The 23,002-nt window shown below is 60.1% G+C and carries 19 protein-coding genes, 1 tRNA gene and 1 other RNA gene; 8 read left to right on the top strand and 13 right to left on the bottom strand.

What is annotated here, in order from left to right; all coding sequences use genetic code 11:
• A partial coding sequence (locus tag DW850_RS05630) for a hypothetical protein (RefSeq protein WP_158565229.1) occupies positions 1 to 822 on the top strand: 822 nt, incomplete at its 5' end.
• 301 nt (positions 823 to 1,123) lie between these two features.
• Positions 1,124 to 2,131, top strand: a complete 1,008-nt coding sequence (locus DW850_RS05635) for an LPXTG cell wall anchor domain-containing protein (RefSeq protein ID WP_117786494.1) — start codon at positions 1,124 to 1,126, stop codon at positions 2,129 to 2,131.
• A 307-nt stretch (positions 2,132 to 2,438) separates the two neighbouring features.
• On the opposite strand, the gene ffs is transcribed toward DW850_RS05635, so the two are convergent.
• Both ffs and tadA read right to left on the bottom strand, forming a co-directional pair.
• Positions 2,439 to 2,534: signal recognition particle sRNA small type (ffs, locus tag DW850_RS05640), an RNA gene on the bottom strand.
• Positions 2,535 to 2,988: 454 nt separating this feature from the next.
• Entirely contained in the window at positions 2,989 to 4,770 is a 1,782-nt protein-coding gene (tadA, locus tag DW850_RS05645) for a tRNA adenosine(34) deaminase TadA (RefSeq protein WP_117786495.1), read from the bottom strand.
• 51 nt (positions 4,771 to 4,821) lie between these two features.
• On the opposite strand from tadA, the gene DW850_RS05650 reads away from it, so the two are divergent.
• Positions 4,822 to 4,911, top strand: a tRNA-Ser gene (locus tag DW850_RS05650).
• A 3-nt stretch (positions 4,912 to 4,914) separates the two neighbouring features.
• Here the strand turns inward: DW850_RS05650 and DW850_RS05655 are convergent.
• Positions 4,915 to 5,499, bottom strand: a complete 585-nt coding sequence (locus DW850_RS05655) for a TetR/AcrR family transcriptional regulator (protein WP_158548934.1) — start codon at positions 5,497 to 5,499, stop codon at positions 4,915 to 4,917.
• Between the two features lie 211 nt (positions 5,500 to 5,710).
• Here DW850_RS05655 and DW850_RS05660 point away from each other — a divergent pair, with 211 nt between their 5' ends.
• On the top strand, positions 5,711 to 6,262 hold the full coding sequence (locus DW850_RS05660; RefSeq protein ID WP_082421874.1) for a LemA family protein: 552 nt from the start codon (positions 5,711 to 5,713) through the stop codon (positions 6,260 to 6,262).
• 301 nt (positions 6,263 to 6,563) lie between these two features.
• Here the strand turns inward: DW850_RS05660 and DW850_RS05665 are convergent, their stop codons facing one another.
• Entirely contained in the window at positions 6,564 to 7,616 is a 1,053-nt protein-coding gene (locus tag DW850_RS05665) for a branched-chain amino acid aminotransferase (protein WP_117786496.1), read from the bottom strand.
• 297 nt (positions 7,617 to 7,913) lie between these two features.
• Positions 7,914 to 8,552 (bottom strand): DedA family protein, encoded by a 639-nt coding sequence (locus tag DW850_RS05670; RefSeq protein WP_117786497.1) that lies wholly within the window; start codon positions 8,550 to 8,552, stop codon positions 7,914 to 7,916.
• Positions 8,553 to 8,775: 223 nt separating this feature from the next.
• On the opposite strand from DW850_RS05670, the gene cysE reads away from it, so the two are divergent.
• Entirely contained in the window at positions 8,776 to 9,480 is a 705-nt protein-coding gene (gene cysE / locus DW850_RS05675; RefSeq protein ID WP_117786498.1) for a serine O-acetyltransferase, read from the top strand.
• Between the two features lie 113 nt (positions 9,481 to 9,593).
• On the opposite strand, the gene DW850_RS05680 is transcribed toward cysE, so the two are convergent.
• The 4 genes from DW850_RS05680 to DW850_RS05695 form a co-directional block, all read right to left on the bottom strand.
• Positions 9,594 to 11,600, bottom strand: a complete 2,007-nt coding sequence (locus tag DW850_RS05680) for an ABC transporter ATP-binding protein (RefSeq protein WP_199409654.1) — start codon at positions 11,598 to 11,600, stop codon at positions 9,594 to 9,596.
• A gap of 1 nt (position 11,601) precedes the next feature.
• Positions 11,602 to 13,326 (bottom strand): ABC transporter ATP-binding protein, encoded by a 1,725-nt coding sequence (locus DW850_RS05685; RefSeq protein ID WP_117786499.1) that lies wholly within the window; start codon positions 13,324 to 13,326, stop codon positions 11,602 to 11,604.
• Positions 13,326 to 13,826, bottom strand: coding sequence for a MarR family winged helix-turn-helix transcriptional regulator (locus DW850_RS05690; RefSeq protein ID WP_117786500.1), 501 nt, complete (start codon positions 13,824 to 13,826; stop codon positions 13,326 to 13,328). Before DW850_RS05690 ends, DW850_RS05685 begins: the two co-directional genes overlap by 1 nt.
• A 181-nt stretch (positions 13,827 to 14,007) precedes the next feature.
• Entirely contained in the window at positions 14,008 to 14,298 is a 291-nt protein-coding gene (locus tag DW850_RS05695; RefSeq protein ID WP_055251737.1) for a hypothetical protein, read from the bottom strand.
• Between the two features lie 294 nt (positions 14,299 to 14,592).
• Between DW850_RS05695 and DW850_RS05700 the strand changes: the two genes are divergently transcribed.
• Positions 14,593 to 15,114, top strand: a complete 522-nt coding sequence (locus DW850_RS05700; protein ID WP_117786501.1) for a nitroreductase — start codon at positions 14,593 to 14,595, stop codon at positions 15,112 to 15,114.
• A 41-nt stretch (positions 15,115 to 15,155) separates the two neighbouring features.
• Here DW850_RS05700 and DW850_RS05705 read toward each other — a convergent pair whose 3' ends face one another.
• The 3 genes from DW850_RS05705 to DW850_RS05715 all read right to left on the bottom strand — a co-directional run bounded on the left by DW850_RS05705 (position 15,156) and on the right by DW850_RS05715 (position 18,341).
• On the bottom strand, positions 15,156 to 15,731 hold the full coding sequence (locus tag DW850_RS05705; RefSeq protein WP_147349593.1) for a hypothetical protein: 576 nt from the start codon (positions 15,729 to 15,731) through the stop codon (positions 15,156 to 15,158).
• Between the two features lie 84 nt (positions 15,732 to 15,815).
• The gene (locus tag DW850_RS05710; protein ID WP_117786503.1) at positions 15,816 to 17,033 is read right to left on the bottom strand and encodes a helix-turn-helix domain-containing protein; all 1,218 of its coding nucleotides are present in this window, start codon (positions 17,031 to 17,033) and stop codon (positions 15,816 to 15,818) included.
• Positions 17,034 to 17,306: 273 nt separating this feature from the next.
• Positions 17,307 to 18,341, bottom strand: a complete 1,035-nt coding sequence (locus tag DW850_RS05715) for a YeiH family protein (RefSeq protein WP_117759250.1) — start codon at positions 18,339 to 18,341, stop codon at positions 17,307 to 17,309.
• A 193-nt stretch (positions 18,342 to 18,534) separates the two neighbouring features.
• Between DW850_RS05715 and DW850_RS05720 the strand changes: the two genes are divergently transcribed.
• Positions 18,535 to 19,236 (top strand): GntR family transcriptional regulator, encoded by a 702-nt coding sequence (locus DW850_RS05720; RefSeq protein WP_050766156.1) that lies wholly within the window; start codon positions 18,535 to 18,537, stop codon positions 19,234 to 19,236.
• A gap of 113 nt (positions 19,237 to 19,349) precedes the next feature.
• Here DW850_RS05720 and glmS read toward each other — a convergent pair whose 3' ends face one another.
• The gene (gene glmS, locus DW850_RS05725) at positions 19,350 to 21,197 is read right to left on the bottom strand and encodes a glutamine--fructose-6-phosphate transaminase (isomerizing) (protein ID WP_117786504.1); all 1,848 of its coding nucleotides are present in this window, start codon (positions 21,195 to 21,197) and stop codon (positions 19,350 to 19,352) included.
• A gap of 559 nt (positions 21,198 to 21,756) precedes the next feature.
• On the opposite strand from glmS, the gene DW850_RS05730 reads away from it, so the two are divergent.
• Positions 21,757 to 22,890, top strand: a complete 1,134-nt coding sequence (locus DW850_RS05730) for a LacI family DNA-binding transcriptional regulator (protein ID WP_117776817.1) — start codon at positions 21,757 to 21,759, stop codon at positions 22,888 to 22,890.
• Positions 22,891 to 23,002 lie beyond the last annotated feature (112 nt).

The following is a 23,002-nucleotide window of genomic DNA, read 5'->3' on the forward strand; positions in this document are numbered from 1 at the left end:
GCCGCAAAAGAAAAAGCGTATGCAGCCATGCAGGAAGCGCTCAAAAACCTCGAGGCCGCAAAAGACGCCGCAAGTCCCGAGAAAATTGCGGAAATCGATACTAAAATTGCCATTTTTCAAGAGAACTACGACACCAATTTGGCGCAAGCCGCCATATATAAGGAATCCCTTCCTACCATGCAAGCGAACGTCGATGCAGCTCAAGCCGAATGCGATAAGGCCCACAACCGGACAAGAGCCCTTGAGGCAGAATTAAATAAAATCGACTACACGACTCCTGCCGAAACTATTCGGCAGTTGCAAGAGGCGATCACAGAGGCAATAATGCAAGAAGATTTCTGTGAAGATAAGCTTGAGCACTGCCGAATGCGCCTCGAAAGTCATAAAAGCCTGATTAATTTCTTTGAAAGCGAAGTGGAGTTTAATAAAACCCATCTCGACGGAGAAACAGCCAAGCGGGATGCGCTCCTCGACGATTTGAAAAGAGCGCAAATAGCCTATGACGATGCCTGCAAAGCATACGAAGAGGCAAAGGCCGCGGCGGACAAGGCCGCCTCGCCCGAGATAACGCAACCGACCGAGACGACAAAACCCTCCAGCTCAGCGCAGCCGGCCGAAACGGCACAGCCCGCCAGCTCGCCCGCGACCGGCAAAGGCGCCACGCCGAGCTCCACCAAGCAAGCGAACGCGAGCAGCGGCAAGCCCGGCAAGCTCGCAAACACGGGCGACACTGCACCGAGCGCAATCGCACTCGCAGCAGTCGCCGCCGCAGGCCTCGGAATAACCGCCACGGCTACACGCCGCATCAAGAACTCAAAATAGCTGCCAGCGGTTATTGTCTTCGCCAATCCACAAGCCAAGAGACAAAAAGAGGTCCGTTTCCCCAACCCAGGGAAACGGACCTCTTTACTTGAAAAAACAAATGGTAATGCCGCCGTCTCTTGTACCACGCAGCCATCAATGCCCAGACAACACTAGCAAGCCGCGTTCCTTAAGGGATAGATTTAATGGCTGTTAATCAAGGGGTATACGCGCACACCCAGCCAGTGTCGGGTCAAATAGCTTGGTATACTTACAGTAGCGCTACCAGCCGAGCCGCCGACCCTTGAAATGAGGTGCCGAGATGAACGACATTCTCGCAAGAAGAGCAAGACGAGCAACCTTGGGCATCGCCCTTTCCGCGGCACTTGTCGCGGGAATCGCCCCCGCAACGGCGATCGCGGCAGAAACCAGTTCCCCCACCGGTGCAGTTGCCTTGCAGACGGAAGATGCGGCCGCCGCAAAAGAAAAAGCGTATGCAGCCATGCAGGAAGCGCTCAAAAACCTCGAGGCCGCAAAAGACGCCGCAAGTCGCGAGAAAATTGCGAGATTCAATGATGACATTGCCCGTTTTCAAGAGCTCCGCGACAAGATGGCGGCGCAAGCCGCCGAATTGAGGGAATCCCTCCCCACCATGCAAGCGGACATCGATGCAGCCCAAGCCAAAAACGACGAGGCCATCAACCGGGTAAGCAAGCTCCAGGAAAAATTAGACAACAAACATGAGGAGCTTAAGGCAGTCGAAGCACTCGGCGACGAGGAGCTTGCCGAAACTATTAAACAGCAAATAAAGTCGTTGCACCAAGAGATCGTAACGGCAAAAGCGCGAGTTGACTTTTGCGAAATGGAGCTCCGCGAGGCCCAGGACCGCCTCAAAAGGCAGGAAAGACAAGTTAATGACCGTGAGCGTGATGCAGAGAAGTATAAAGCCCATATCGACCAGTTCACAGCCTGGCGAGATGCGCTCCTCGACAATTTGGAAAAGGCGCAAGCGGCCTATGACGACGCCTGCAAGGCATACGAAGAGGCAAAGGCCGCGGCAGACAAGGCCACCTCGCCCGAGATAACGAAACCCGCCGAGACGACAAAACCCTCCAGCTCAGCGCAACCGGCCGAGACGGCGCAGCCCGCCAGCTCGCCCGCGACCGGCAAAGACGCTCCATCGAGCTCCACCAAGCAAGCAAATACGACCACCGGCAAGCTCGCGAACACGGGCGACACAGCGCCGAGCGCAATCACACTCGCAGGAATCGCCGCCGCAGGGTTCGGAATAACCGCCACAGCCACACGCCGCATCAAGAACTCAAAATAGCCGACAGAGCATTCTGCCTTCACCAATCCACAAGCCCAGAGACAAAAAGAGGCCCGTTTCCCCAACCAAGGGAAACGGGCCTCTTTAACTACAAAAAATCAAGCAACAGCACCGCCGCCTCTTGAACCACGTAGCCATTGATGTCTTGGCGCAGTCAGCGAGCGCCATCCAGGGCGAACAAGTTGGCATGAAAAAGGCAAGGCATAGACCTTCTGGTCATGCCTTGCCTTTTGAATGACAAATTGTCGCCCTGGGTGGCGCGCAGCGTCGAGCATTGCGCGGTTTGGTAAAACCGCGCAAAAAAGCGCGCTCGATGGATTCGGATGCCCGACAGAGGCTCCTTATGGCTGCTTCCTTCCGGACCTGACCAGATTCGGAACATGTCGTCATCCGAACCCATCGAACGCGCTAGGCGCTCGGTATATCTTACCTGCTCCCGCCCGATGGGGCAAGACAGCTAATTTGGGACGGGGCTTTTTTGACTACTTTTTGACTGGGGGCATCAGAGTGGCGAAAGTGGTCAAGAAAGCCCCGTCCCAAATAGACTGGTCTGACGCTGCGCCACGAAAAGGGCCTATCTACTACGTTTAGGCCGCGGGGTCAACCATAGCCGACTTTTTCGAAAATCGGCAAGCTTTCTACCTGCGGTTTTAATTTCACAAAATCCGGGATGGTCGAGGGTGTTCCGCTAAACGTAGTAGATTACCGCATTTCATGGCAGACGGTCCGACCCAAAGCACAAGGCGACCAGCCTCGGATGGCCATTCACGAAGTTGCGGTGGAATACGGACTGAATTGGCGCCTTAAAGGCAAAAACACTCCGTATTTCACCGCAAGTTATTGGGGAGGGATTGGTTTTAGAGGCGGCCAAGGTCGTAGGCTCGCGCGGCAGACTCGCCGGCGCAGATGAGGTTGGTTGCGGCTTCCTGCGGATCGAGTGCCCACTTCAAATCCATGGGCTTGCGGCAGATCGGCAAAACCAGGTCGACGCCCTGCCCATACACCGCATCCAGGTTGTCGGCACGACCGCCCACGACGGCGACCACCGGCTTGCTATAGCGCTTGGCACGGCGGGCCACACCCACCGGCGCTTTGCCGGCGGCGGATTGCTCGTCCATATTGCCCTCGCCCGTTATGACCAGGTCGACATCGCGCACGCGCTCGTCAAACCCAATCAGATCGAGCACCGTCTCCACGCCCGAACGCAGCTCCGCGCCGAGCGCCAGCAGCGCGGCACCCAGGCCGCCGGCGGCACCGGCACCGGGCACGCCGAGCACCGAGCCAAATGTCCGTGCGCCCTTGGGCGTGCGCAGCAGCCCCTGGGCCCGAGCCTCGACAATTGCCGTATCGAGCAGACGACCGTAGCCGACCATCCAGCTGTCGCACCTGTGCACCGTCTCGATGTCGCCCGCCGGCAGACCCTTCTGTCCGCCGAACACTGCAAGCGCGCCGCGACGCCCTACGAGCGGATTCTCGACATCGGAAAGCACCACGACACGCGCGCCATTCAGTGCCCGTAGCGCCGGTGCCAAATCGATACTCGCCACGTGTTCAAGGCCCGCGAGCCCCGGCGCGATATCGCAGCCACGGTCATCGACAAGACGCGCGCCCAGCGCCTGCAGCATGCCGGCGCCACCGTCGTTGGTGGCGCTGCCGCCCAAGCCAATATAGATAGTCTTTGCGCCCGTGCGAACCGCGCGAAGCATGAGCTCGCCCACGCCATAGGTTGTAGCGGCCAGCGCCGACGACTCCGTGCAAGGCGAGTACCCGATGCCGGCCGCCTCGGCCATCTCGATGACCGCGGACTCGCGCTCGACATCAACCAGCATCCGGGCAGGCACACGCTCGCCCAAGGGGCCTGCCACCTCGCAGGTCACAATCTCACCGCCGCACGCGGCAACGGCATCGAGCGTTCCCTCACCACCATCTGCCAGCGGCAACGTGGCCACCTGGGCATCGGACCACACACGGCGCACGCCTTCGGCAACCGCCGCCTCCGCCTGCGCGCTCGAAACGCTACCCTTAAAGGAGTCGATCGCCAACAGCACACGGCGGGGCCGGCGGCACGCGGCACCAAAATCGACCACCTCAACGGCGATTTCTTCGGCACACGCGAGCGCCTCGGCATGAGCGGCATGTGCCTCAAGATCGGCCCCACAACCGCAGCCAGTACCATCGGTGCCACGCAACCCACTAAAATAGCCGCTCAACACCTCACGACACTCGTCTGCCAGCACGCCAGCCGTCACGTTAAACCGATGATTCAGGCGCGAATCGGCATTCAAATCGTATAGGGATCCCAACGCACCCGCCTTGGCGTCGCTCGCGCCATACACGCAGCGCCCCACGCGCGCGTTGACCATAAGCCCCGCGCACATGCAGCAGGGTTCGAGCGTCACGTAGACCGTACAGTCGGAAAGGCGCCAGCGGCCAAGCGCCTGGGCAGCGGCGCACAGGGCCGCGAACTCTGCATGCGCCGAAGGGTCCTGGTCGAGCTCGCGACGATTATGCGCCCTCGCGACGATCTCGCCGTCGCGCACCACTACGGCTCCGATGGGCACCTCGCCCACCGCCGCGGCGGCTCGCGCCTCCGCCAACGCCTCGCGCATGAACTTCTCGTCGATTTCGGTGATCGTCATCGTTCGCCTTCCCTGTTGCAAATTCAAAACGATGCTATCATTACGACTCACGGAGAGATGGCAGAGCGGTTGAATGCGGCGGTCTTGAAAACCGTTGAGCGCGAGAGCGTTCCGGGGGTTCGAATCCCCCTCTCTCCGCCACTTTTAGTGATGCACCGGCGTCATGGTCCGCTCGAACAGCGCATCGACAACGTCGGCCATCTCGGGTCGACGCTCAAGATTGTGGCCCGATTCCCACCATATCGTGAAAAGTCGAATAATACCGCCGGCGACAAACTCAGACGTCGTCTCGAGTGACACGGGGGCCAGGGCATCCTCGGCAAGCACGTTCATCACACGCTCGCGGATGGAGCGGGCAATACGGTCGCAAATAACGTTGGTCAGCATTCCCGACATGCTGCTCGCCAAAATGTTGTCCATGAGCTGCTCATGGGCCAGAATCAGGTCCATGGCATCGTCCAAAATCGCGTGCCGGAGCGCGCGCACGTCCTCGGCAGACACTGTGCCGGCCTCATCGGGCTGTTTTTGCGGCAAGCCGGACATGAGCTCATCGATATAAAAGGCAAAGTAATCGTTCTTGTCGCGAAAGTGCTTGTAGAACGTCGTGCGGCGAATCATGGCGCGGTCGCACAGCATGGCAACCGTCAGGTCCTCAAAACGATGCTCCTCGAGAAGCTCGGTGAAAGCATCGAACAGGGCACGGTAGGTTTTCTTAATGCGAAGGTCCACTGGTATCGCCATCCTCAGGGCAAAGACAACACTCGTCAATCTGTCGCATATCTTACACCTGTACCTCGCGCGTTTTACCCCGGTGCCGACCCCGCCGAAAACATAACGCTTACCGGAAAGTTCGGCACGGCAAAACGTTGCGGGTATACTAGTAGCGTTATACCAACGGCAGCTGGCGCATGCCGCCGCGGCCACTCGAAACGGAGACATCATGATTACCGTCATCATCGGCATCGTTGTTGTCATTGTGATTGTCTGCGCCATCGCCGGCATCTACAACAACATGGTCACCAAGCGTAACCGCATCGATAACGCCTGGCAGAACATCGATACGCAGCTGCAGCGCCGCAACGACCTGATCCCCAACCTGGTCGAGACCGTCAAGGGCTACGCCAAGCACGAGCAAGAGACGCTCTCCGCCGTGATCAGCGCGCGTAACACCGCCGTCAAGGCCACCACGCCCGAGGCCAAGATGGAGGCCGACAACGTGCTGACCGGTGCGCTACGCCAGCTCTTCGCCGTAGCCGAGGCCTATCCCGACCTTAAGGCAAACACCAACTTTACGCAGCTGCAGGCGTCGCTCGAGGATACCGAGAACAAGATTAGCTATGCACGCCAGAGCTACAACGACTGCGTGCTCAGCTACAACAACGCCATTCAGACGTTCCCGGCTGTCATCTTTGCCGGCATCTTCCAGTTTAAGGAGCGCCAGGGCTTCGAGGCCGCCGAAGCAGCCCGCCAGGCCCCGACCGTCAAGTTCTAAACAACAAGGCCGAGTCTTAAGCCAGTTCATCAACCCTTTGGGGCCCAAGGCACAAACCTTGGGCCCTTTTCGTATCCACGCACAACGCGCGGCCAAAAGGCCGCGCGCCATCTTTAATTCAGATCTATATTGCCCGTAACGGCAGCGCCGAGGTAACGCAGGCCCGAGGGCAACCTTCCTTTCCGGCGCACTCCGCAGGACGAAAGAACCTCCGCCGCACGAAGTGCGCAGCGGAGGTTCTTTCATGTCCGAGGACGCGCCGGAAAGGTAGGTTGCCCTCGGGCCGAACAGCTATGGCAGCTTACGCCACGGTATAGACCCAGTCGTGCTTGTCCTCAACAGCACCAGACTGGATACCAGTCAGGGTCTCGCGGAGCTTCTTCATCACAGGGCCGATCTCGGTGTAGCCAGCCGGGAAGGTCACGGTCTCGTCGGCGCCGTAAACCTTGTTGTCGATCTCGCCAACCGGAGAGATGACGGCAGCGGTGCCGCACAGGCCGCACTCGACAAAGGTACCGGCCTTGACCTCAGCCCACTCGACGGGACGCTGGTCGACGGTCATGCCCAAATCCTCGGCAACCTGAACGAGCGAGCGACGGGTGATGGAGGGCAGGATGGAGTCGGTGTGCGACTGAGGAACGACGAGGGTGCCGTCCTCCTTCACGAACAGGACGTTCGCGCCGCCGGTCTCCTCGACATAGGTGCGGGACTCAGAGTCGAGATACAGGTTCTCGGCATAGCCCCCGCGGTGAGCCTCCATCGTGGGCTTGAGGGACATGGCGTAGTTCAGGCCGGCCTTGATGTTGCCGGTGCCGTGCGGTGCAGCGCGGTCGTACTCGGAAACGCGCAGCTTGACGGGCTTAAGGCCACCCTTAAAGTACGGACCGACCGGGGTCACGAGAATGCGGAACGTGTACTCAGGAGCGGGAGCCACGCCGATCACGTCACCGGAGCCGATCATAAACGGACGCACGTACAGGGTTGCACCGGAGCCGAAGGGCGGAACCCAGGCGGCGTTGGCAGAAACGACCTGCTTGACGGCCTCGACAAACTTGTCCTTTGGGAACGGGGGCATCTCGAGGCGCTGGGCAGAGTTATACATACGCTCAGCGTTCATGTCGGGACGGAAGCAGACGATGCTGCCGTCCTCGGCGGTGTAGGCCTTCAGGCCCTCAAAGACCTCCTGGCAGTAATGGAAGATGCCGCCGCATTCGGAAACATGCAGGGTGTGGTCGGTGGTCAGGCCGCCCTCGTCCCACTCGCCATCCTTCCAATGAGCCTCGTAGCTGTAATCGGTTTTCATGTAGCCAAAGCCGAGGCTACCCCAATCGATATCCTTCTTCTCGACAGTCATATGTCGCTCCTTACATACACAGTTGCATACTCGCGAACCCGCACGCAAAGACCGAAGCCGACCGCGTCGCAACGTCGCACGCCCGGAGCGTAGAGCCGGACGGGACACGCGAACGGCATCAAAGCCGATGGCACGTCGATTCGCATGCACGAGATTGTACTCCCCGTACGCGTCTGATAAAACGCTTTTCTTTAACTAAGTAAAGTATTTTCATTTGACCGAAGCAGAAAGGCCCGCCACCGTAAGCGGTGACGGGCCTCAACGGCACGGTTTGCGCGCTGGCTCGATCTACGCGTTCTATTTGCCCAGCTTAGCCTTGACGATGCCGACCACAGTCGGGATGATCGACACGGCGACGATGACGATAATCAGCAGCTCAAAGTGCTCCTGCACAAAGGGGATGCCGCCAAAGAAGTAACCCAGCAGCGTAAAGACCGTCGACCAGGTAATGCCGCCCAGCACGTTAAAGATCACAAAGTTGCGCCAGTGCATGCCGCCCATGCCGGCGATAAAAGGCACAAAGGTGCGGATAAACGGAAAGAAGCGACCGAGGAAAATAGCCAGGTGACCCCACTTGTCCAAGAAGTCCTCGGACTTTTTAATGCGCTCGGGCGTCATGGCCTTCACCTTGCCCGAAGCGATGATCTTTTTGCCAAAGAAATGGCCGATCATAAAGTTGCACTGATCGCCCAGGATGGCTGCGGCCCATGCGGTTGCCAGAAGCGCCACGATGTTAAAGCCGCCGTTGTGGGCAAAGAAGCCCGAGGCAAACAGCAGCGAATCGCCGGGAAGGAACGGGAAGAACACCACACCCGTCTCGATAAAGATGATCAGGAACACGCAGCCGTAGGCCATAAGCGGGCCGGCGGCGATCCAGCTGGCGATCGCGGTGCGCGGATCCTTAAGCAGCTCGGCGATAAAATTAATGAAACCCATGAAGTAAAACCTCTCAGTTGTGGGCGCGGATACGTCCAAGTTGACCAGTATACGGTTGCGGCGCCCCCTCGTGCGCAACCCCACAAAAGCATGACTCCATTACCAGCAAGTTTGCATAACTGACACCTGTCGTGCAAAGCCGCCAAGATTGTTCTTCCTAATCCCTAGCGAATCGCTATACTTTATTGAATCGCATTGCCATGGCGCTAAGGGAGGGCGGCCGGTGAGCTTTATCAATACCATTCGCGAGGACATCAAGACCGTCCAGGCGCAGGACCCCGCCGCGCAAAGCGGTCTGGTCATCTTCCTTTCCTATCCTGGCCTGCACGCCAAGTGGAACCACGTGCCCGAGCACTGGCTCTGGGAGCACGGTCATCGCTCGCTCGCCCGCGTGCTCTCGCAAATCACCCGCCACATCACCGGCGTCGAGATTCATCCCGCCGCGCAGATCGGCAAGCACTTCTTTATCGACCACGCCATGGGCGTCGTCATCGGCGAAACCACCGTCGTGGGCGACAACTGCGTGCTCTACCAGGGCGTTACGCTCGGCGGCACCGGCAACGAGACCGGCAAGCGCCACCCCACCCTGGGCAACAACGTCACCGTGGGCACGGGCGCCAAGGTGCTCGGCAACATTCGCATCGGCAACAACGTCAAGATCGGCGGCAACTCGGTCGTCGTCAAAGACGTGCCCGATAACTGCACCGTCGTGGGCGTGCCAGGCCGCATCATCAAGCGCAACGGCTGCCGCGTGTTCGAAGAAAGCTTCGATGCCAAGCAGCATCGCGAGTACATGCCCGATGACGCCGCCGAGCAGAGCGCCCTCAACCGCCAGGGCATCACCGAGAATGCCCGCCGCGTCAAGGAACTCGAGCGAGAGGTGGCCGAGCTCAAGGCCCTCGTCGCCAAGCTCGTGGACGAACGTTAGGAACGCAAGCGGCACAAAACAATATCGGCACCGACGCAAAAAGCGCGCCAGGGAATCAATCCCCGGCGCGCCATTCCTTTTGATGTGACATGCGGGACTGTCCCTTTGTCACATTATGCGAACTGACTCAGATAGAGGTCGGCGTAAGCACCCTCGGCAGCCAGCAGTTCCTTATGCGTGCCTTGCTCGATAATGTTGCCGTGGTCCATGACCAAGATCAGGTCGGCGTCCACGATCGTCGACAGGCGATGCGCGATCACAAAGCTCGTGCGCCCGCGCATGAGCGCGTCCATGGCGCGGCCGATAGCAAGCTCGGTGCGCGTGTCCACACTTGAGGTCGCCTCGTCCAGGATGAGAATCGCCGGGTTGTTGAGCAGCACGCGTGCGATGGTCAGCAGCTGACGCTGGCCCTGGCTGATGCTTTCGGCATCGTTGGCTACGCGCGTGTCGTAGCCCTGAGGCATGGTGCGCACAAAGAAGTCGACCTGGGCGGCGCGAGCGGCCGCAACAATCTCCTCGCGCGTTGCCTCGGGGCAGCCGTAGGCGATGTTCTCGGCAATCGTGCCGTCGAACAGCCAGGCGTCCTGTAGCACCATGCCAAACTGCTGTCGCAGCTCGCCGCGATCCATGCGGCTCGTATCCACGCCGTCGAGCGTAATACGCCCACCGTCAATCTCGTAGAAGCGCATGAGCAGGTTGATGAGCGTCGTCTTGCCTGCGCCCGTGGTTCCCACCACGGCAATCTTCTGGCCCGGCTCGGCGGTAAACGACACGTCGCGCATGAGCGGCTTGTCGGGCGCATAGCCAAAGCGCACGTGCTCAAAAGCGACGCGGCCCTCAATGCGACCCGGCAGCTTGGCGGCCTCGTCCGGCAGCGGATCGGCCTCTATCTCGGGCTCATCAAGCAGGTCGAAAACGCGCTCCGCACTCGCCAGCGCGCTCTGCAGCGAGTTAAAAGTGAACGACAGCTGCGTCATGGGTTCGGACGCCTCGTAGATAAACTGGAAGAACGCCTGGAACACGCCGACGGTCATGTGACCGGCGACCAGCATGCTGCAGCCCACGAGCGCAATCACAATCTGCGCCAGGCGACCAATAAAGCGAACCGCGGGTCCGACGGCGTTGATCATAAAGTCGGCCTTGGTGCTCACGCGCGCCAGCTCGCCCGAGGCCTCGTGCACCTCGGCAGAGCTCTGGTGCTCGCGGTTGAATGCGCGAATCACCAAACGGCCCGAATAGCCTTCCTCGACCGCGCTCGTGATTTTGGACACCCACTCCTGACGCTCGCCCGTCACATCATGCGTACGGCGCGAAACCACCTTGGTCACCAGCAGCGACAACGCCGTAAAGAACAAAAAGACGAGCGTAAGCGGCACGCTAAACACGAACATCACGCCCACGGCGCCCACCACGGTGCCGATCGACACAAGCAGCTGCAGCAATCCGCGCTGCATGCTCTCGGACATCTTGTCCAAGTCGTTGGTCGCACGGCTGACGACCTCACCGGGACGATGCGCGTCAAAGAAGGCAAGCGGCAGACGGTTGAGCTTTTGTGCGATGCGGTTGCGTAGACGCAGGTTGAGGCGTTCGGCCACGCTCGACATCAAAAAGCTCTGGAGCGCATAGAACGAGGCAGCGGCAGTCCAGATCATAAAGTAGACGAAGATGGTCTTGCCGCAGTTCTCCCAGGTGATGTTGAAGGTGGTTCCGTTGGCAAACGCCACCTGAATGTGGCCCCACAGCTCATCGATCACGCGGGCGCTATATGCCGGTGCAGCGGTGTTAAAGATAACATAGAACACAATGCTCGCAAACACGATGTAGAAGCGCCAATGGTCGCCGACGGCCTCGCTCCACAGGCGGCGCACCGTCGCCCAGGTATCCCGGGGCGTCTCGCCCTCTTCTTCGTCGTCCACGTCGCGCATACGCTCTGCCTCGGCGCGGGCACGCTCGTCCTCGGCACGCTCGTTTTCCTCGTAGAGCGCTTGGCGGCGAGCCTCGCGCTCGACTGCAGCCTTGGCGGCGTCATCCAGCTCGGTCGACGTGACAGCCGTTTCCTCGACCAGCCCCGCGGCAACGGCGTCATCAACGCCGCCCTGCTTCTCGAGCTCCTCGGTCATGCTACTCACCTCCCTTCATCTGCGATTCCGCGATGGCGCGGTACACCTCGCAGGTTTCCATAAGCTCGCCATGCGTGCCCAGGCCCACGACCTCGCCATCCTTGAGCACGACAATCTGGTCGGCGTGCAGAATCGTCGAGATGCGCTGCGCGATGATGAGCACCGCGGCGTCGCGCGTCTCGTCCTGCAGCGCATGGCGCAGGGCCGCATCGGTCTTAAAGTCCAGGGCCGAAAAACTATCGTCGAAGATATACAGATCGGCATGCTTCATGAGCGCACGGGCGATGGCCAGACGTTGGCGCTGGCCGCCCGAGAAGTTCGTACCGCCTTGGGCAACCGGGGTATCGAGCCCATGCGGCTGATCGAGCACAAAGGTGCTCTGGGCAACCTGGAGCGCATGAAGCATGTCGGCCTCGGTCGCACCCTCGTTACCAAAGCGCAGATTGCTTGCCACGGTGCCCGAGAACAGCCATGCCTTCTGCGGGACGTAGGCAATGCGCCCGCGAATCTCGTCTTGCGAAAGCTCGCGCAGGTCGACGCCGTCCAGGCGAATGGCACCCTTGGTGGCATCGTGAAAACGCAGCAGAAGCTTTGCCACCGTCGACTTGCCCGAGCCCGTCGAGCCCACAATCGCGGTCGTCTGACCGCGACGACAGGCAAAGCTCAGGTCGCACAGGGTGTCCTCATCGGCATCGTCAAAACGAAACGACATGTGATCGAACTCAGCGACCGCATCCGCATCGCCCCCGGAGGCAGGCGCCCCGTCACCCAGCGTACGCTCGCCGTCCACGATGCTCAGCTCAATCTCCAACACCTGCTGCGCACGGTTCAGGCACGCCGCGGCGCGCGGCAGCGTCAGCACTACCATCTGCGCCATCATCACAAAGAACAGGATCAGAAGCGCGTACTCCAGCACCGCCGAGATGCTCGCGATCTGCATGGCGTGGGCGCCCACGCGGTTGCCGCCAACCCACAGCACCGCTACCTCGGCGATGTTCATCAAAAAGAAGCTTGAGCTGTCGAGGCCCACAAACAGGTGGTTGACTTTGATGGCGTTGGCGGCGTAGTCGCTGAACACCTCGTCCAGGCGCCGCTCCTCGTGACGCTCCTTGTTAAACGCACGGATGACGCGCACGCCCACGATGTTTTCGCGCAGCACCACGTTCATGCGGTCGATAAAGCTCTGCAAGCGCATAAAGATCGGAGCCGCGTTGGCAACCGTAAAGACCGCCGCCGCCAGCACAATCGCAACCACGACGCCCAGAAGCGTGCCCATGGCAGGATCGATAAACCAAGCGAAGATGATGCCCGCCACAGCCAAAAACGGCACGGGCAGCACCAGCTGAATCGTCTGCAGAATCGCCTGCTGAATCACGTTGATGTCGTTGAGCGAGCGCGTGATCATCGATCCGGTGCCAAAGCGCTCAAAGTCGCTGGCCGCGAGCTCGAGCGACTTGTCGTACACGGCATTGCGGATATCGCAGGCCACGTTGGCGGCCAAGCGCGCCGAAAGATAGCAGCCCAGCACCGCGCCGCCGCTGGCCATGCCGGTCGCGATAAGCATGTAGAGGCCATTGCGCAAAATGTAGTCGACATCACCCGTGGTGATACCGGTGTTGACCATGTTCGCCAGCATCGTGGGAACCAACAGCGTGCCGACGTTATCAACCAGCAGCACCAGCAGCGTCACTGCGATAAGCCCTCGATAGGGCTTCAGAAACCTCATTAACAGTCGCACGACTCCCCCTCACCTTGATTCTCGGCTTGGCTCTCGGCAGCGATATGCTGCTTAAATGCCTCGCACTCCTCACCGAGCACCTGAGAGAATTTTCCGATCAAGCGCATAATCTCGCGCTGCTCACACGGCTCAAGCGCGCCAAAGGCTCGCTGCTCGGCCTTGAGTGCCGGCAGCGCATAACGCTCGGCAAATCGCCTGCCCTCTTCGGTCAGGCTCACAACCTTGTTCTTACGGCTGCCTTCGGCAAACTCCAACGTTGCAAAGTCCCGCGCCGTCAAGGTTTTAATGGCCGAGTTGATGGTCTGCTTGCTGTAGAACCATTCGCTCGTCAGGCGGCTTACGGCAATACTGCCGCCCGCCGTGCTGGTATCGACGAGCATCCAGTAAGCGCAGTCCGAAAGACCGCAGGCGCGCGAGAACTCCGAATAGATATGGTCGAGTCCATTGAGCAACCGGTCGAAGTCGACCAGCGTAACCGCACTATTCATCTATCCCACCATTCGATTGTCCGATTTTTGACCAATTTTGTATCTCTAGATTAGTCCGAGTTTTGACTATCGTCAACAGGCTCTCCGCAAATGCTTGCACTTTTATGGCCTATCGGCAGAAAAAGACCGCCGGCTCGGGGGCAGCGCCAGCGGTCACGTGAAAATCGGGTTTTATTGCCCGTTAAGCGGCGACGGCCTCATAGACCGTAGCGCCCGAGAAGCTGTCATGCAGGCTCTTGCCGGCAATCCACGGCAGCTCGACGACCTCGCAGACCGTATTGACCAGCTCGGAGCAGTCAGTAAAGTGGCCCTTGTCGTTGAGGGCCTCGCAATCCTGAACACGCCAATAGCCATCGGTGTGCGTGATGTAGTACTCGTGATCGTCAATCGTCACAAAAGCGCGCGTCTTAGAACGCAGCAGCTTCAGAAATCCTTCGAAGTCGGTCTCGACGACATCTCCAGCCTGGAACATGATGTTACCTCCTGGCCCGGCGCCACCACGGCGCATTGATAAACGTTGGTACTCCTTTAGTAAAACCTTTATCAGAGGTTATGCGTTCGTCATTTAGGCAAGTGGTAAAAAACCGCAGGGTAGACGGGATAAAACGTTTAACCGTCCCATTTGTTTGTCACATTCTGAAGGTACTTTTATGCAAACCTACTTTCCCAATTGGAATCTACCCTTTTGGCCGGGCAATTGACCGTCTATCGTTTGAGCCCGACGGGTATGAACGGGGCATCTGCAACGCCACCGCAAGGAGACACCATGGAGACTATCGAAGCACTCATCCACCGCCGCAGCTGCCGCAAATACAGCGATCGTCCCGTCGAGGCCGAAAAGCTTGCACGTATTATCGAAGCCGGCCAATATGCACCGAGCGGCATGGACCGCCAACCGGTGACGTTTGTCGCCGTCACCGACCCCGCGACCGTCGAGCGTCTCTCACAGCTCAACGCCCAGGTCATGGGCAGCAACAGCGACCCCTTCTATGGCGCCAAGACCGTTGTGGTGGTACTGATCGACCGCAGCGTGCCCACGTATCTGGAAGACGGCTCACTCGCCATGGGCAACTTGCTCAACGCCGCCTATGCACTGGGTGTCGATTCGTGCTGGATTCACCGCGCGCATGAGGTCTTTGACTCGCCCGAGGGCCTGGAGCTGCTGGCCAGCTGGGGCCTGCCCGCCGACGGCAGCCTGCGCGGTGTCGGTCACTGCATTCTGGGCTATGCCGAAGACACGCTACCCGAGCCCAAACCCCGCCGCGACAACGTGGTGTATGTAAAGTAATTAGCTCCGCCGTTCTAACGAACGGCGGACCCGCTCGCAACTTATCTTGCCGGTGGAGTTGTCGTCGTTTCGTTCGTTTGAGTCGTTTCGGCGCCGTCGCCCTGTTCGTCCTCGTCCTTTTGAGCGTCGGCAATGGTGGAGGCTGCCGCAACGATACCGCGCTGGGGCGCGACGCCCGTCTGGGTCTGAGCGCCCTCGACAATTTCTGTGCCTGCATGCGCGAGCTCGGGCGATTTAAACACTGCGTCCAAGTTGGCGCCGCCGCCGGCGTAGCCAAGCGCAGCGAGTGCGATGATGATCACCGCAATGACGACCGCGATCGGAACATAACGATGCCAACCAGCCGGATTGAGTCCGCTGCGGCGAGCCGCCCCGCGGCTGATGTAACCGAGCGTTCCGTCGTGCTTGAGCTTTGAGCCCACCACGCACTTGCGGCCCCACAACGAGGACTCTGCCTGCATGGCCAAGCGGGCGCTTGCCGAAGGATAGCCGTATTTAGTGCGCTTGAACGAACCATCAAACCCCGAGGCGTGTTTGCCCCACGTCACCGATGTCGTGCGTCGGTTGACCGGCGCGGCGCTCCGCCTTCTGCGGCTCGGTTTTGTAGTCTCAGCCATACGCCCCCGCACGCCGTAACCAAATCGAAACAATAACGCTTTGGACTGTAGCACACGCGTCGCGCGCGGTCACGGGCGCCTCGCTCAACGGTCATCGTCCTTCAGTAAGCGCCACAGCGTTGTTCGGCTTATGCCCAGCACCTCCGCCGCACGGGTTCGGTTGCCGTGGAGATGATCTACAACCAGATGCGCGATATCTCGCTCGGTATCGGCCAACGGTCGCAGGATATACAGGTCGCTTTCGAGTGTCGGGGCGCCAAAGGTTGCGGTCTTAATCACGTCCTCTTGGGCTAGCACTTCCTCCACCACAGCGCGATCCACCGTGCCCGCCCCCACCAATATATACAGTCGTTCCGAGACCTCGCGGAGCTGCAGATAGTTGCGCGGCCAGCGGTAAGCATCGAGCGCCTTCGCCGCCGCGGCAGACAGCGTGGGCGCTGCCGTCCCAAATGCACCAGCGAGATATTCCAAATAGCGCGCAACCTTCGTCGACGCGGCTCCCTGCTCGACGATTGCCGGCGCCACGCTCACCGCACAGGCGAAGCGCTCGGTCACAAAGGCGGCTTGATCACTTTCGCTGCCGCCCGGCATGTCATTCGCCGTCAGCACCACATGGCAGCGCATCGCCAACGCGGTGTCGGCCATCGTGGAAACGAGCTCGCGAAGGCGCTGGGGGCCAACCGCATTCCAGCCCGCAATGCAAAGTGTCAGCCCCGTTTGGAACAACGGCGATTCGGCGCTTTTGAGCACGTGGCGCCAACCGCGATCGGTAAGCTCATCGAGCGCAACGGCAACAAAGGGTTGATCGGCAAAAGGACCGTCCAGATAGAGGCGCTTGGCGATCTCGATCTGACCCGCTCCCAGCTCGCCCTCGAGCATAAGGGGCACGCCGCGCGCGTAGCTCTCGGCGACCGGCGCAGCTACCGAGGCCGCCCCCTCAACGATGCCGTACGCGCTCGATTCGTAGCGGGCCTCAACTTCGTCGGCGTTGAGCCACTCGATGCCCGCATGTGCCGCGGCGCCGCGCACCTCGCGGACCACGACGACCCAAAGGCCCCCGCCCTCTTTGTCGGTGGGGCGAACGGTCAGGCTCAGGCGCGTACCCGCACGCCCCATAACCAGACGCGCGCCGTCTCCTATACGGTCGAGGCGCTCAGCGACAAAAGCCGCCACATCCCGCTCAAGCGCCGCGTCATTCATGGTCGAAATCGCGACGTCCCCACGCGCATCGATTGCCAATGCCAAGGCCCCGGCAGCAGCCAGGGCCTCGGTCAAGATGTTCAGCTTGGCATCGCTATCCATGATTTGCCCCTGTCCGCGGCGACGTGCAACCGCCGACGGTCGCACGACCGAGTGTTTCAAAATTGAACGATATTGCTCACCAAACACTATAGGGCAGAAAGCGCCGTCCTGCGAGTATAGGTGTTGCCCCGCATCGCCATCCTGGCGGGGCGATAAGAGCTCTTCGGGACTTATAAACCTGCGGACAAGCCATACCCGCAAGAGCTCCTATCGCTCCACCGCAGGCTTGCGCTCACCAGCAACCAGCAACCAGCACGCGAATAAGCTACTTCTCTACCAGATTCCCAGCACGTGCTGCATTCCCAAACTCATGCACGCAATGCCAATCCAGCAGCAAAAGCCCAGCGCGATGGGCTTGCCGCCCTTTTTGACCAGCTCGACGATATCGGTATTAAAGCCAATAGCCGCCATGGCCATCACGATAAAGAACTTCGACAGCTCCTTGATGGGCGCCGTGATGGACACGGGAAGCTGAAGCACCGTGGTGATTACGCTCGCCAGCACAAAGAACAGCACAAACATGGGAAACGCGCGTTTAAGAGAGAACGTGCTTTTGGCGTCGCCGCCGGCCTTGCGCGCCAGATGCATCTGCCAGCATGCGAGGACCAACGTGATGGGAATAATGGCCAGCGTCCTGGTGAGCTTGACCACCGTGGCGCTCTCGAGCACATTGGCGCCGGGATGCATGCTGTCCCAAGCGCTCGCTGCAGCCGTTACGGACGAGGTGTCGTTGATGGCGGTGCCGGCAAACAGGCCAAAGCCCTCGTTGGTCAGCCCGAGCATACCGCCGAGCGTCGGAAACACGAGCGCCGCGATAACGTTAAACAGGAAGATGACCGAAATAGCCTGGGCAATCTCGCGATCGTCGGCATCGATGACGGGCGCGGTCGCGGCGATGGCAGAACCGCCGCAAATTGACGAGCCCACGCCCACAAGCGTCGCGATCTTGCTCGGCACGTTCATAACGCGGCAGAGCACAAAGGCGATGACAAGCGAGGTCGAGATTGTCGCCACGATAATCGGTAGCGACTGGGCGCCCTTGGACAGAATCTGGGAGAGGTTCATGCCAAAGCCAAGCAGGATAACCGCGTACTGCAAGACTTTTTTAGACGTATAGGTGACACCGACGGCGAGCTGTTCGCGGCGATTCTTGGGAAAGACGAGCGCCAGAACCATGCCGAAGAGGATGGCGAATACCGGCCCACCGACCACCTCAATCTGTTTGCCGAGCAGCGTTGCGGGGATAGCGATGATCAGGCAGAACAAGACACCCTTCCAGCGCTCGCGTACGATATTCGCCAGTTGCATATGGGATTCCTTCTTTCTCTTTCACGTTTGCGACGGCTTATGATACGGCAACATTGAGCGCAGCCTTGCGTAAACAAAGACTAAGATGCCGCAATAGTTCTTGGGCAACAGCCGAATTACCCACCGCGGAAAGCTGATTCGCGGCATAATTAACAACTGACATATGAGTTTGATAGAACAGTTGCGAGGCGCTATGGAAGAATCGATGCACGTCGGCGAGCAGGAAACGAGCCTACAGGACCAGTCCTACCACACCATTCGACGCAAAATCGTCTACCTGGACTACAAGCCGGGCGAAAAGCTGGGCGTCAAGCAACTTTGCGACGACCTGGATATGGGGCGCACGCCCGTGCGCGAGGCTTTGGTTCGCTTGGCGCAGGAAGGCCTGGTGCGCACCGTGCCCCAGAGCGGCACCTACGTCTCACCCATCAACCTCACCCTTGCCGAGAGTGCCTGTTACATCCGCGAGCATCTGGAAAAGCAGGTGATTGTGGAGTGCTGTGCGCGCGCCACGTCGGCCGGCATCGAGCAGCTCGACCGCGCCATCGTGCTGCAGGAAAAGGCCATGGCCGAAGAGGATCGCATCGGCTTCTTTTTGAGCGACAACCTCATGCATCACATGATTTTTAGCATCGCATGTCGCAGCACCGTGTGGTCGTGGCTCGAAGAGACCAATGCCGACCTGGAGCGCTTCCGCTGGCTGCGCGCCGCCACGCAGGTTCTCGACAATCAGGACATCGTGAACGAGCACAAGCAGATTCGCCGCGCTATCGCCGGTCGCGACCCCATCGAAGCGAGCTTTTTGGTCAGCAAGCACCTGCACATGATGTTCCGCAACCAAACCGAGGTTCTGGACCAGTTCCCCGAGTACTTCGAGACCAGTAAGCTCCGCTAACCTGCCAAAAAGGGACAGGTTTATTTTGGCAGGTTTTATCTGGGCAAATGCAACAAGGCCCGGCTCCGCTGCAACGGAGCCGGGCCTCGGTCACTAGAACGGCGGAACAACAATTATTCGACCGTGACGCTTTTCGCCAGGTTGCGAGGTTGGTCAACGTCGCAACCGCGCAGGATGGCCACCTCGCGGGCGAGCAGCTGCAGCGGGACGCTCGCCGTGATGGGGCTGAACACGTCGCGGACGGCCGGCACGCGGATGATGCAGTCGGCGATCTTGTTGATCTCCTCGTCGCCCTCGGTGGCAACGACGATGACCTTGGCACCGCGCGCCTTGCACTCCATAAGGTTCGACACGGTCTTGTCGTAGGTGGCACTCTTGGTGGCCACGGCGATGACGGGGAAGCCCGGATCGATCAGCGCGATGGGGCCGTGCTTCATCTCGCCGGCAGCATACGCCTCGGCGTGCAGGTAGCTGACCTCCTTGAGCTTGAGCGCGCCCTCGTAGGAGATGGCAGCGCCCATACCGCGGCCCACAAACAGTGCCGACTGCGCGTCCCTGCACAGCAGGGCGGCCTCGTGCACGGCCTCGGTCTGCGTGTCCAAAATCCACTGGATCTGCTCGGCCGTATCGGAAAGCTCGCGGAACATCATGCGTGCCTGTTTGGTGGTCAGGCGGTACTTGACCTGCGCCAGCAGCAAAGCCAGCAGCGTCAGGCTCACGACCTGACCGATGAAGCTCTTGGTCGAGGCAACCGCAATCTCCTTGTTGGCCTTGGTGTAGATGACGCCATCGCTTTCGCGCGCCACCGGGCTGCCCACCACGTTAGTGATGCCAAAGACCTTGGCGCCCTTGATGCGCGCATCGCGAATGGCGGCAAGGGTGTCGGCCGTCTCGCCCGACTGGGACACGGCCACGACGAGCGTCGTCGGCGTGATGATGGGGTTGCGGTAGCGGAACTCGCTTGCCGCCTCGACCTCGGTAGGAATACGAGCCCAGCCCTCAATAAGGTTCTTAGCGATGAGTCCGGCATGGTAGCTGGTGCCGCAGGCAATCACATACACGCGGTCGATATCGTTGAGCTCCTCGAGCGAAAGGCCCAGCTCGTCGATATCGAGCTCACCGGCAGGGGTCATGCGACCCACCAGCGTGTCGCGCACGACGCGAGGCTGCTCGTGAATCTCCTTGAGCATAAAGTCGGGATAACCGCCCTTTTCGGCCATGTCCAGATCCCAATCGATGTGGGTGACCTTGGGCTCGATGACATTGCCGGCCTCGTCGGTATACTCGACGCCCGCAGGCGTGAGCTTGGCAAACTGACCGTCCTCGAGCACCACGACATCACGGGTGGCGTCGATGAGCGCGATCACGTCGGAGGCAACGTAGGAGCCGGTCTCGCCCATGCCGACCACGATCGGGGAATCCTTGCGGGCCACGGCGATTACGCCAGGCTCGTCGGCGCACACGGCGGCCAAGCCATAGGCGCCCACCACGTGGGTGCACGCCTCGCGCACGGAGGCCATCAGGTCGTGTGTCTCGGCATAGGCCTCTTCGATCAGATGCGCGAAGACCTCGGTATCGGTCTCACTCTTAAAGTGATGGCCGCGGCCCTCCAGCTCCTCGCGCAGCTCGGCGAAGTTCTCGATGATGCCGTTGTGGACGATGGCGATACGACCGTCGCAGCTGGTGTGGGGGTGAGCGTTAACGACAGAAGGCTTGCCGTGGGTGGCCCAGCGGGTGTGACCGATGCCGCAGGTTGCGTCGCTATCGATATTGGAAAGCTCGCTCTCCAGGCCCGCAACCTTACCCACGCGGCGGATAACGTCGAGGTGCGCCGCGGCGCCCTCGCCCACCTCGAGCGCGACGCCCGAGGAGTCATAGCCGCGATACTCCATGCGCTTAAGGCCTGTGACCAGGATGTTCTTTGCAATATCAGAGCCGGTGTAGCCGACAATTCCGCACATAGGATAAATCCCTTCGTTCGCGTGACTGCAAGACGTCCACGCACAGGGGGCGCTGAGACGTATAACGTTCGAGTATTGTACTCACGCAAGCGCAAGCTGATATACCAGAAGTGGTATCTCAACTTAGATACCACCCGATGCACACATGCCCAGCCGGTCCAAACCACCACGAAGGGGAAAAGGCACCTTTGTGGTGGTTTGGACCGGCGCGGCGGCCTATCCCGGCGAAAGATCTCAATCTGTAACATCTGGGCCGCAATAAGCCGGCTTAGTGTTACAGATCGAGACATTACGGTTCGGCCCCAGCACTATGTCTCGATCTGTAACAGGTGGAGGCGGTTTTGCCGTCCAGATATTACAGATCGAGACAATTGAAGGCCCGGGCGTCTCAAACCACCACAAAGGTGCCTGTCCCCTTCGTGGTGGTCGCGCTGGCAACGGCGTTTCCGCAGATAAAACCTACCAAAATAAACCTGTCCCTAATTGGCAGGTTTTGACACCCCAGGGGCGGGCGATGCTACAATCTGGCTTGTACTTGAAACGCATCAAAGGGGCCGCTATGGCAAAGGTAAAAATCAGCGACGTCGCGCGCGAGGCAGGGGTCTCGCTGGGCACGGTATCCAACGCGCTCAACCACCCCGAAAAGTTGCGCCCCGAAACCCTTAAGCTCATCAACGAGACCATTAATCGCCTTGGCTACCTGCCCAACCAAAGCGCCCGTCAGCTCGCGGGCGGCGCCACCAAGTCCTTTGGCCTGGTGCTCCCCCGTCTCGACCACGGCTTTTCGCTCCAAATCGCCAGCGGTGCCCACAACGAGGCACGCAAGCACGGCTATGACTTGCTCATCGCCAATGCCGATAACGACGACATTCTCGAGGATCATTACCTGCGCTATTTTATGGGCACGCAGATGTCCGGCGTCATGGTTCAGCCCATGGCGTCCCCCGACTGGCACCCCGCCATGGCCAAGATGCCCGTGCCGATCGTCCATCTGGACATCCACTGCTCCGAGCCCGGTTATTACGTGGCTGCCGACAACGAGGCACAAGGCCGCATTATCGCCGAGCTCGCCGTTGCCCGTGGCGCACGCCATATCACCGTTGTGGGCAGAGCGGCATTTATGCAGCTCACCTTGCGCGTACTTGGCATCCACAAGGCCCTCGCCCTGCATCCCGATATCAAGATCGAAGTCATCGACGCCGGCGAATGGAATACCGCTGCCGACGGCTACGGCATCGGTGCCCAAATCGCTGAGCGGGTCGCGGACGAGCGCCCCGACTTCGTGGTCGGCCTGACCGACGTACTGGCGTCGGGCGTTATCTCGGCGCTGATAGACAAAGGCATCTCCGTCCCCGAGCAGGTCCGCGTGGCCGGCTGCGACGGCAACCCGCTTGCCTGGAGCGGATCGGTCCCCCTCACCACGGTAGCACCACCGGGCTACGAGATCGGCCGCAAGGGCGTGCAGCTGCTCATGGAACAAATCGAGGATAAACCTGCCGCCAAGACCAAACGAGTCCGCATCGGCTCCGCCGCGCGCACCGTCACCACGGTCACGGCCACCGAGGACATTAACCGTCAGGAGCTCGTGCGCCCCTTCTTGCTCGAGCGTGTGAGCACCCAAAAGGCCGAGCGGCAACCGACGGGCCCATCCGCGGCCCCTATAACCGACATCAACCTGGGCGCCTACCTGTAACAAAAAAACGCCGCAACGGAAACAGCCCCGCTGCTGCGTTTTTGCTGACCCCACGGGCCTTCCCCGTTTAGCCGAACCTGCGGCTACGGATTTTTATGGAATGTAATCCATT

It is taken from the genome of Collinsella sp. AM36-4AA, assembly GCF_003467795.1.
In the GTDB taxonomy this organism is placed as follows: Bacteria; Actinomycetota; Coriobacteriia; order Coriobacteriales; family Coriobacteriaceae; genus Collinsella.

Excerpts from the sequence above, each read along its gene's own strand:
- DW850_RS05635 (WP_117786494.1), top strand. The coding sequence starts at position 1,124 with ATGAACGACATTCTCGCAAGAAGAGCAAGACGAGCAACCTTGGGCATC.
- tadA (WP_117786495.1), bottom strand. The coding sequence starts at position 4,770 with ATGACGATCACCGAAATCGACGAGAAGTTCATGCGCGAGGCGTTGGCG.
- DW850_RS05660 (WP_082421874.1), top strand. The coding sequence starts at position 5,711 with ATGATTACCGTCATCATCGGCATCGTTGTTGTCATTGTGATTGTCTGC.
- DW850_RS05665 (WP_117786496.1), bottom strand. The coding sequence starts at position 7,616 with ATGACTGTCGAGAAGAAGGATATCGATTGGGGTAGCCTCGGCTTTGGC.
- DW850_RS05670 (WP_117786497.1), bottom strand. The coding sequence starts at position 8,552 with ATGGGTTTCATTAATTTTATCGCCGAGCTGCTTAAGGATCCGCGCACC.
- DW850_RS05680 (WP_199409654.1), bottom strand. The coding sequence starts at position 11,600 with ATGACCGAGGAGCTCGAGAAGCAGGGCGGCGTTGATGACGCCGTTGCC.
- DW850_RS05685 (WP_117786499.1), bottom strand. The coding sequence starts at position 13,326 with ATGAGGTTTCTGAAGCCCTATCGAGGGCTTATCGCAGTGACGCTGCTG.
- DW850_RS05690 (WP_117786500.1), bottom strand. The coding sequence starts at position 13,826 with ATGAATAGTGCGGTTACGCTGGTCGACTTCGACCGGTTGCTCAATGGA.
- DW850_RS05695 (WP_055251737.1), bottom strand. The coding sequence starts at position 14,298 with ATGTTCCAGGCTGGAGATGTCGTCGAGACCGACTTCGAAGGATTTCTG.
- DW850_RS05700 (WP_117786501.1), top strand. The coding sequence starts at position 14,593 with ATGGAGACTATCGAAGCACTCATCCACCGCCGCAGCTGCCGCAAATAC.
- DW850_RS05705 (WP_147349593.1), bottom strand. The coding sequence starts at position 15,731 with ATGGCTGAGACTACAAAACCGAGCCGCAGAAGGCGGAGCGCCGCGCCG.
- DW850_RS05710 (WP_117786503.1), bottom strand. The coding sequence starts at position 17,033 with ATGGATAGCGATGCCAAGCTGAACATCTTGACCGAGGCCCTGGCTGCT.
- DW850_RS05715 (WP_117759250.1), bottom strand. The coding sequence starts at position 18,341 with ATGCAACTGGCGAATATCGTACGCGAGCGCTGGAAGGGTGTCTTGTTC.
- DW850_RS05720 (WP_050766156.1), top strand. The coding sequence starts at position 18,535 with ATGGAAGAATCGATGCACGTCGGCGAGCAGGAAACGAGCCTACAGGAC.
- glmS (WP_117786504.1), bottom strand. The coding sequence starts at position 21,197 with ATGTGCGGAATTGTCGGCTACACCGGCTCTGATATTGCAAAGAACATC.
- DW850_RS05730 (WP_117776817.1), top strand. The coding sequence starts at position 21,757 with ATGGCAAAGGTAAAAATCAGCGACGTCGCGCGCGAGGCAGGGGTCTCG.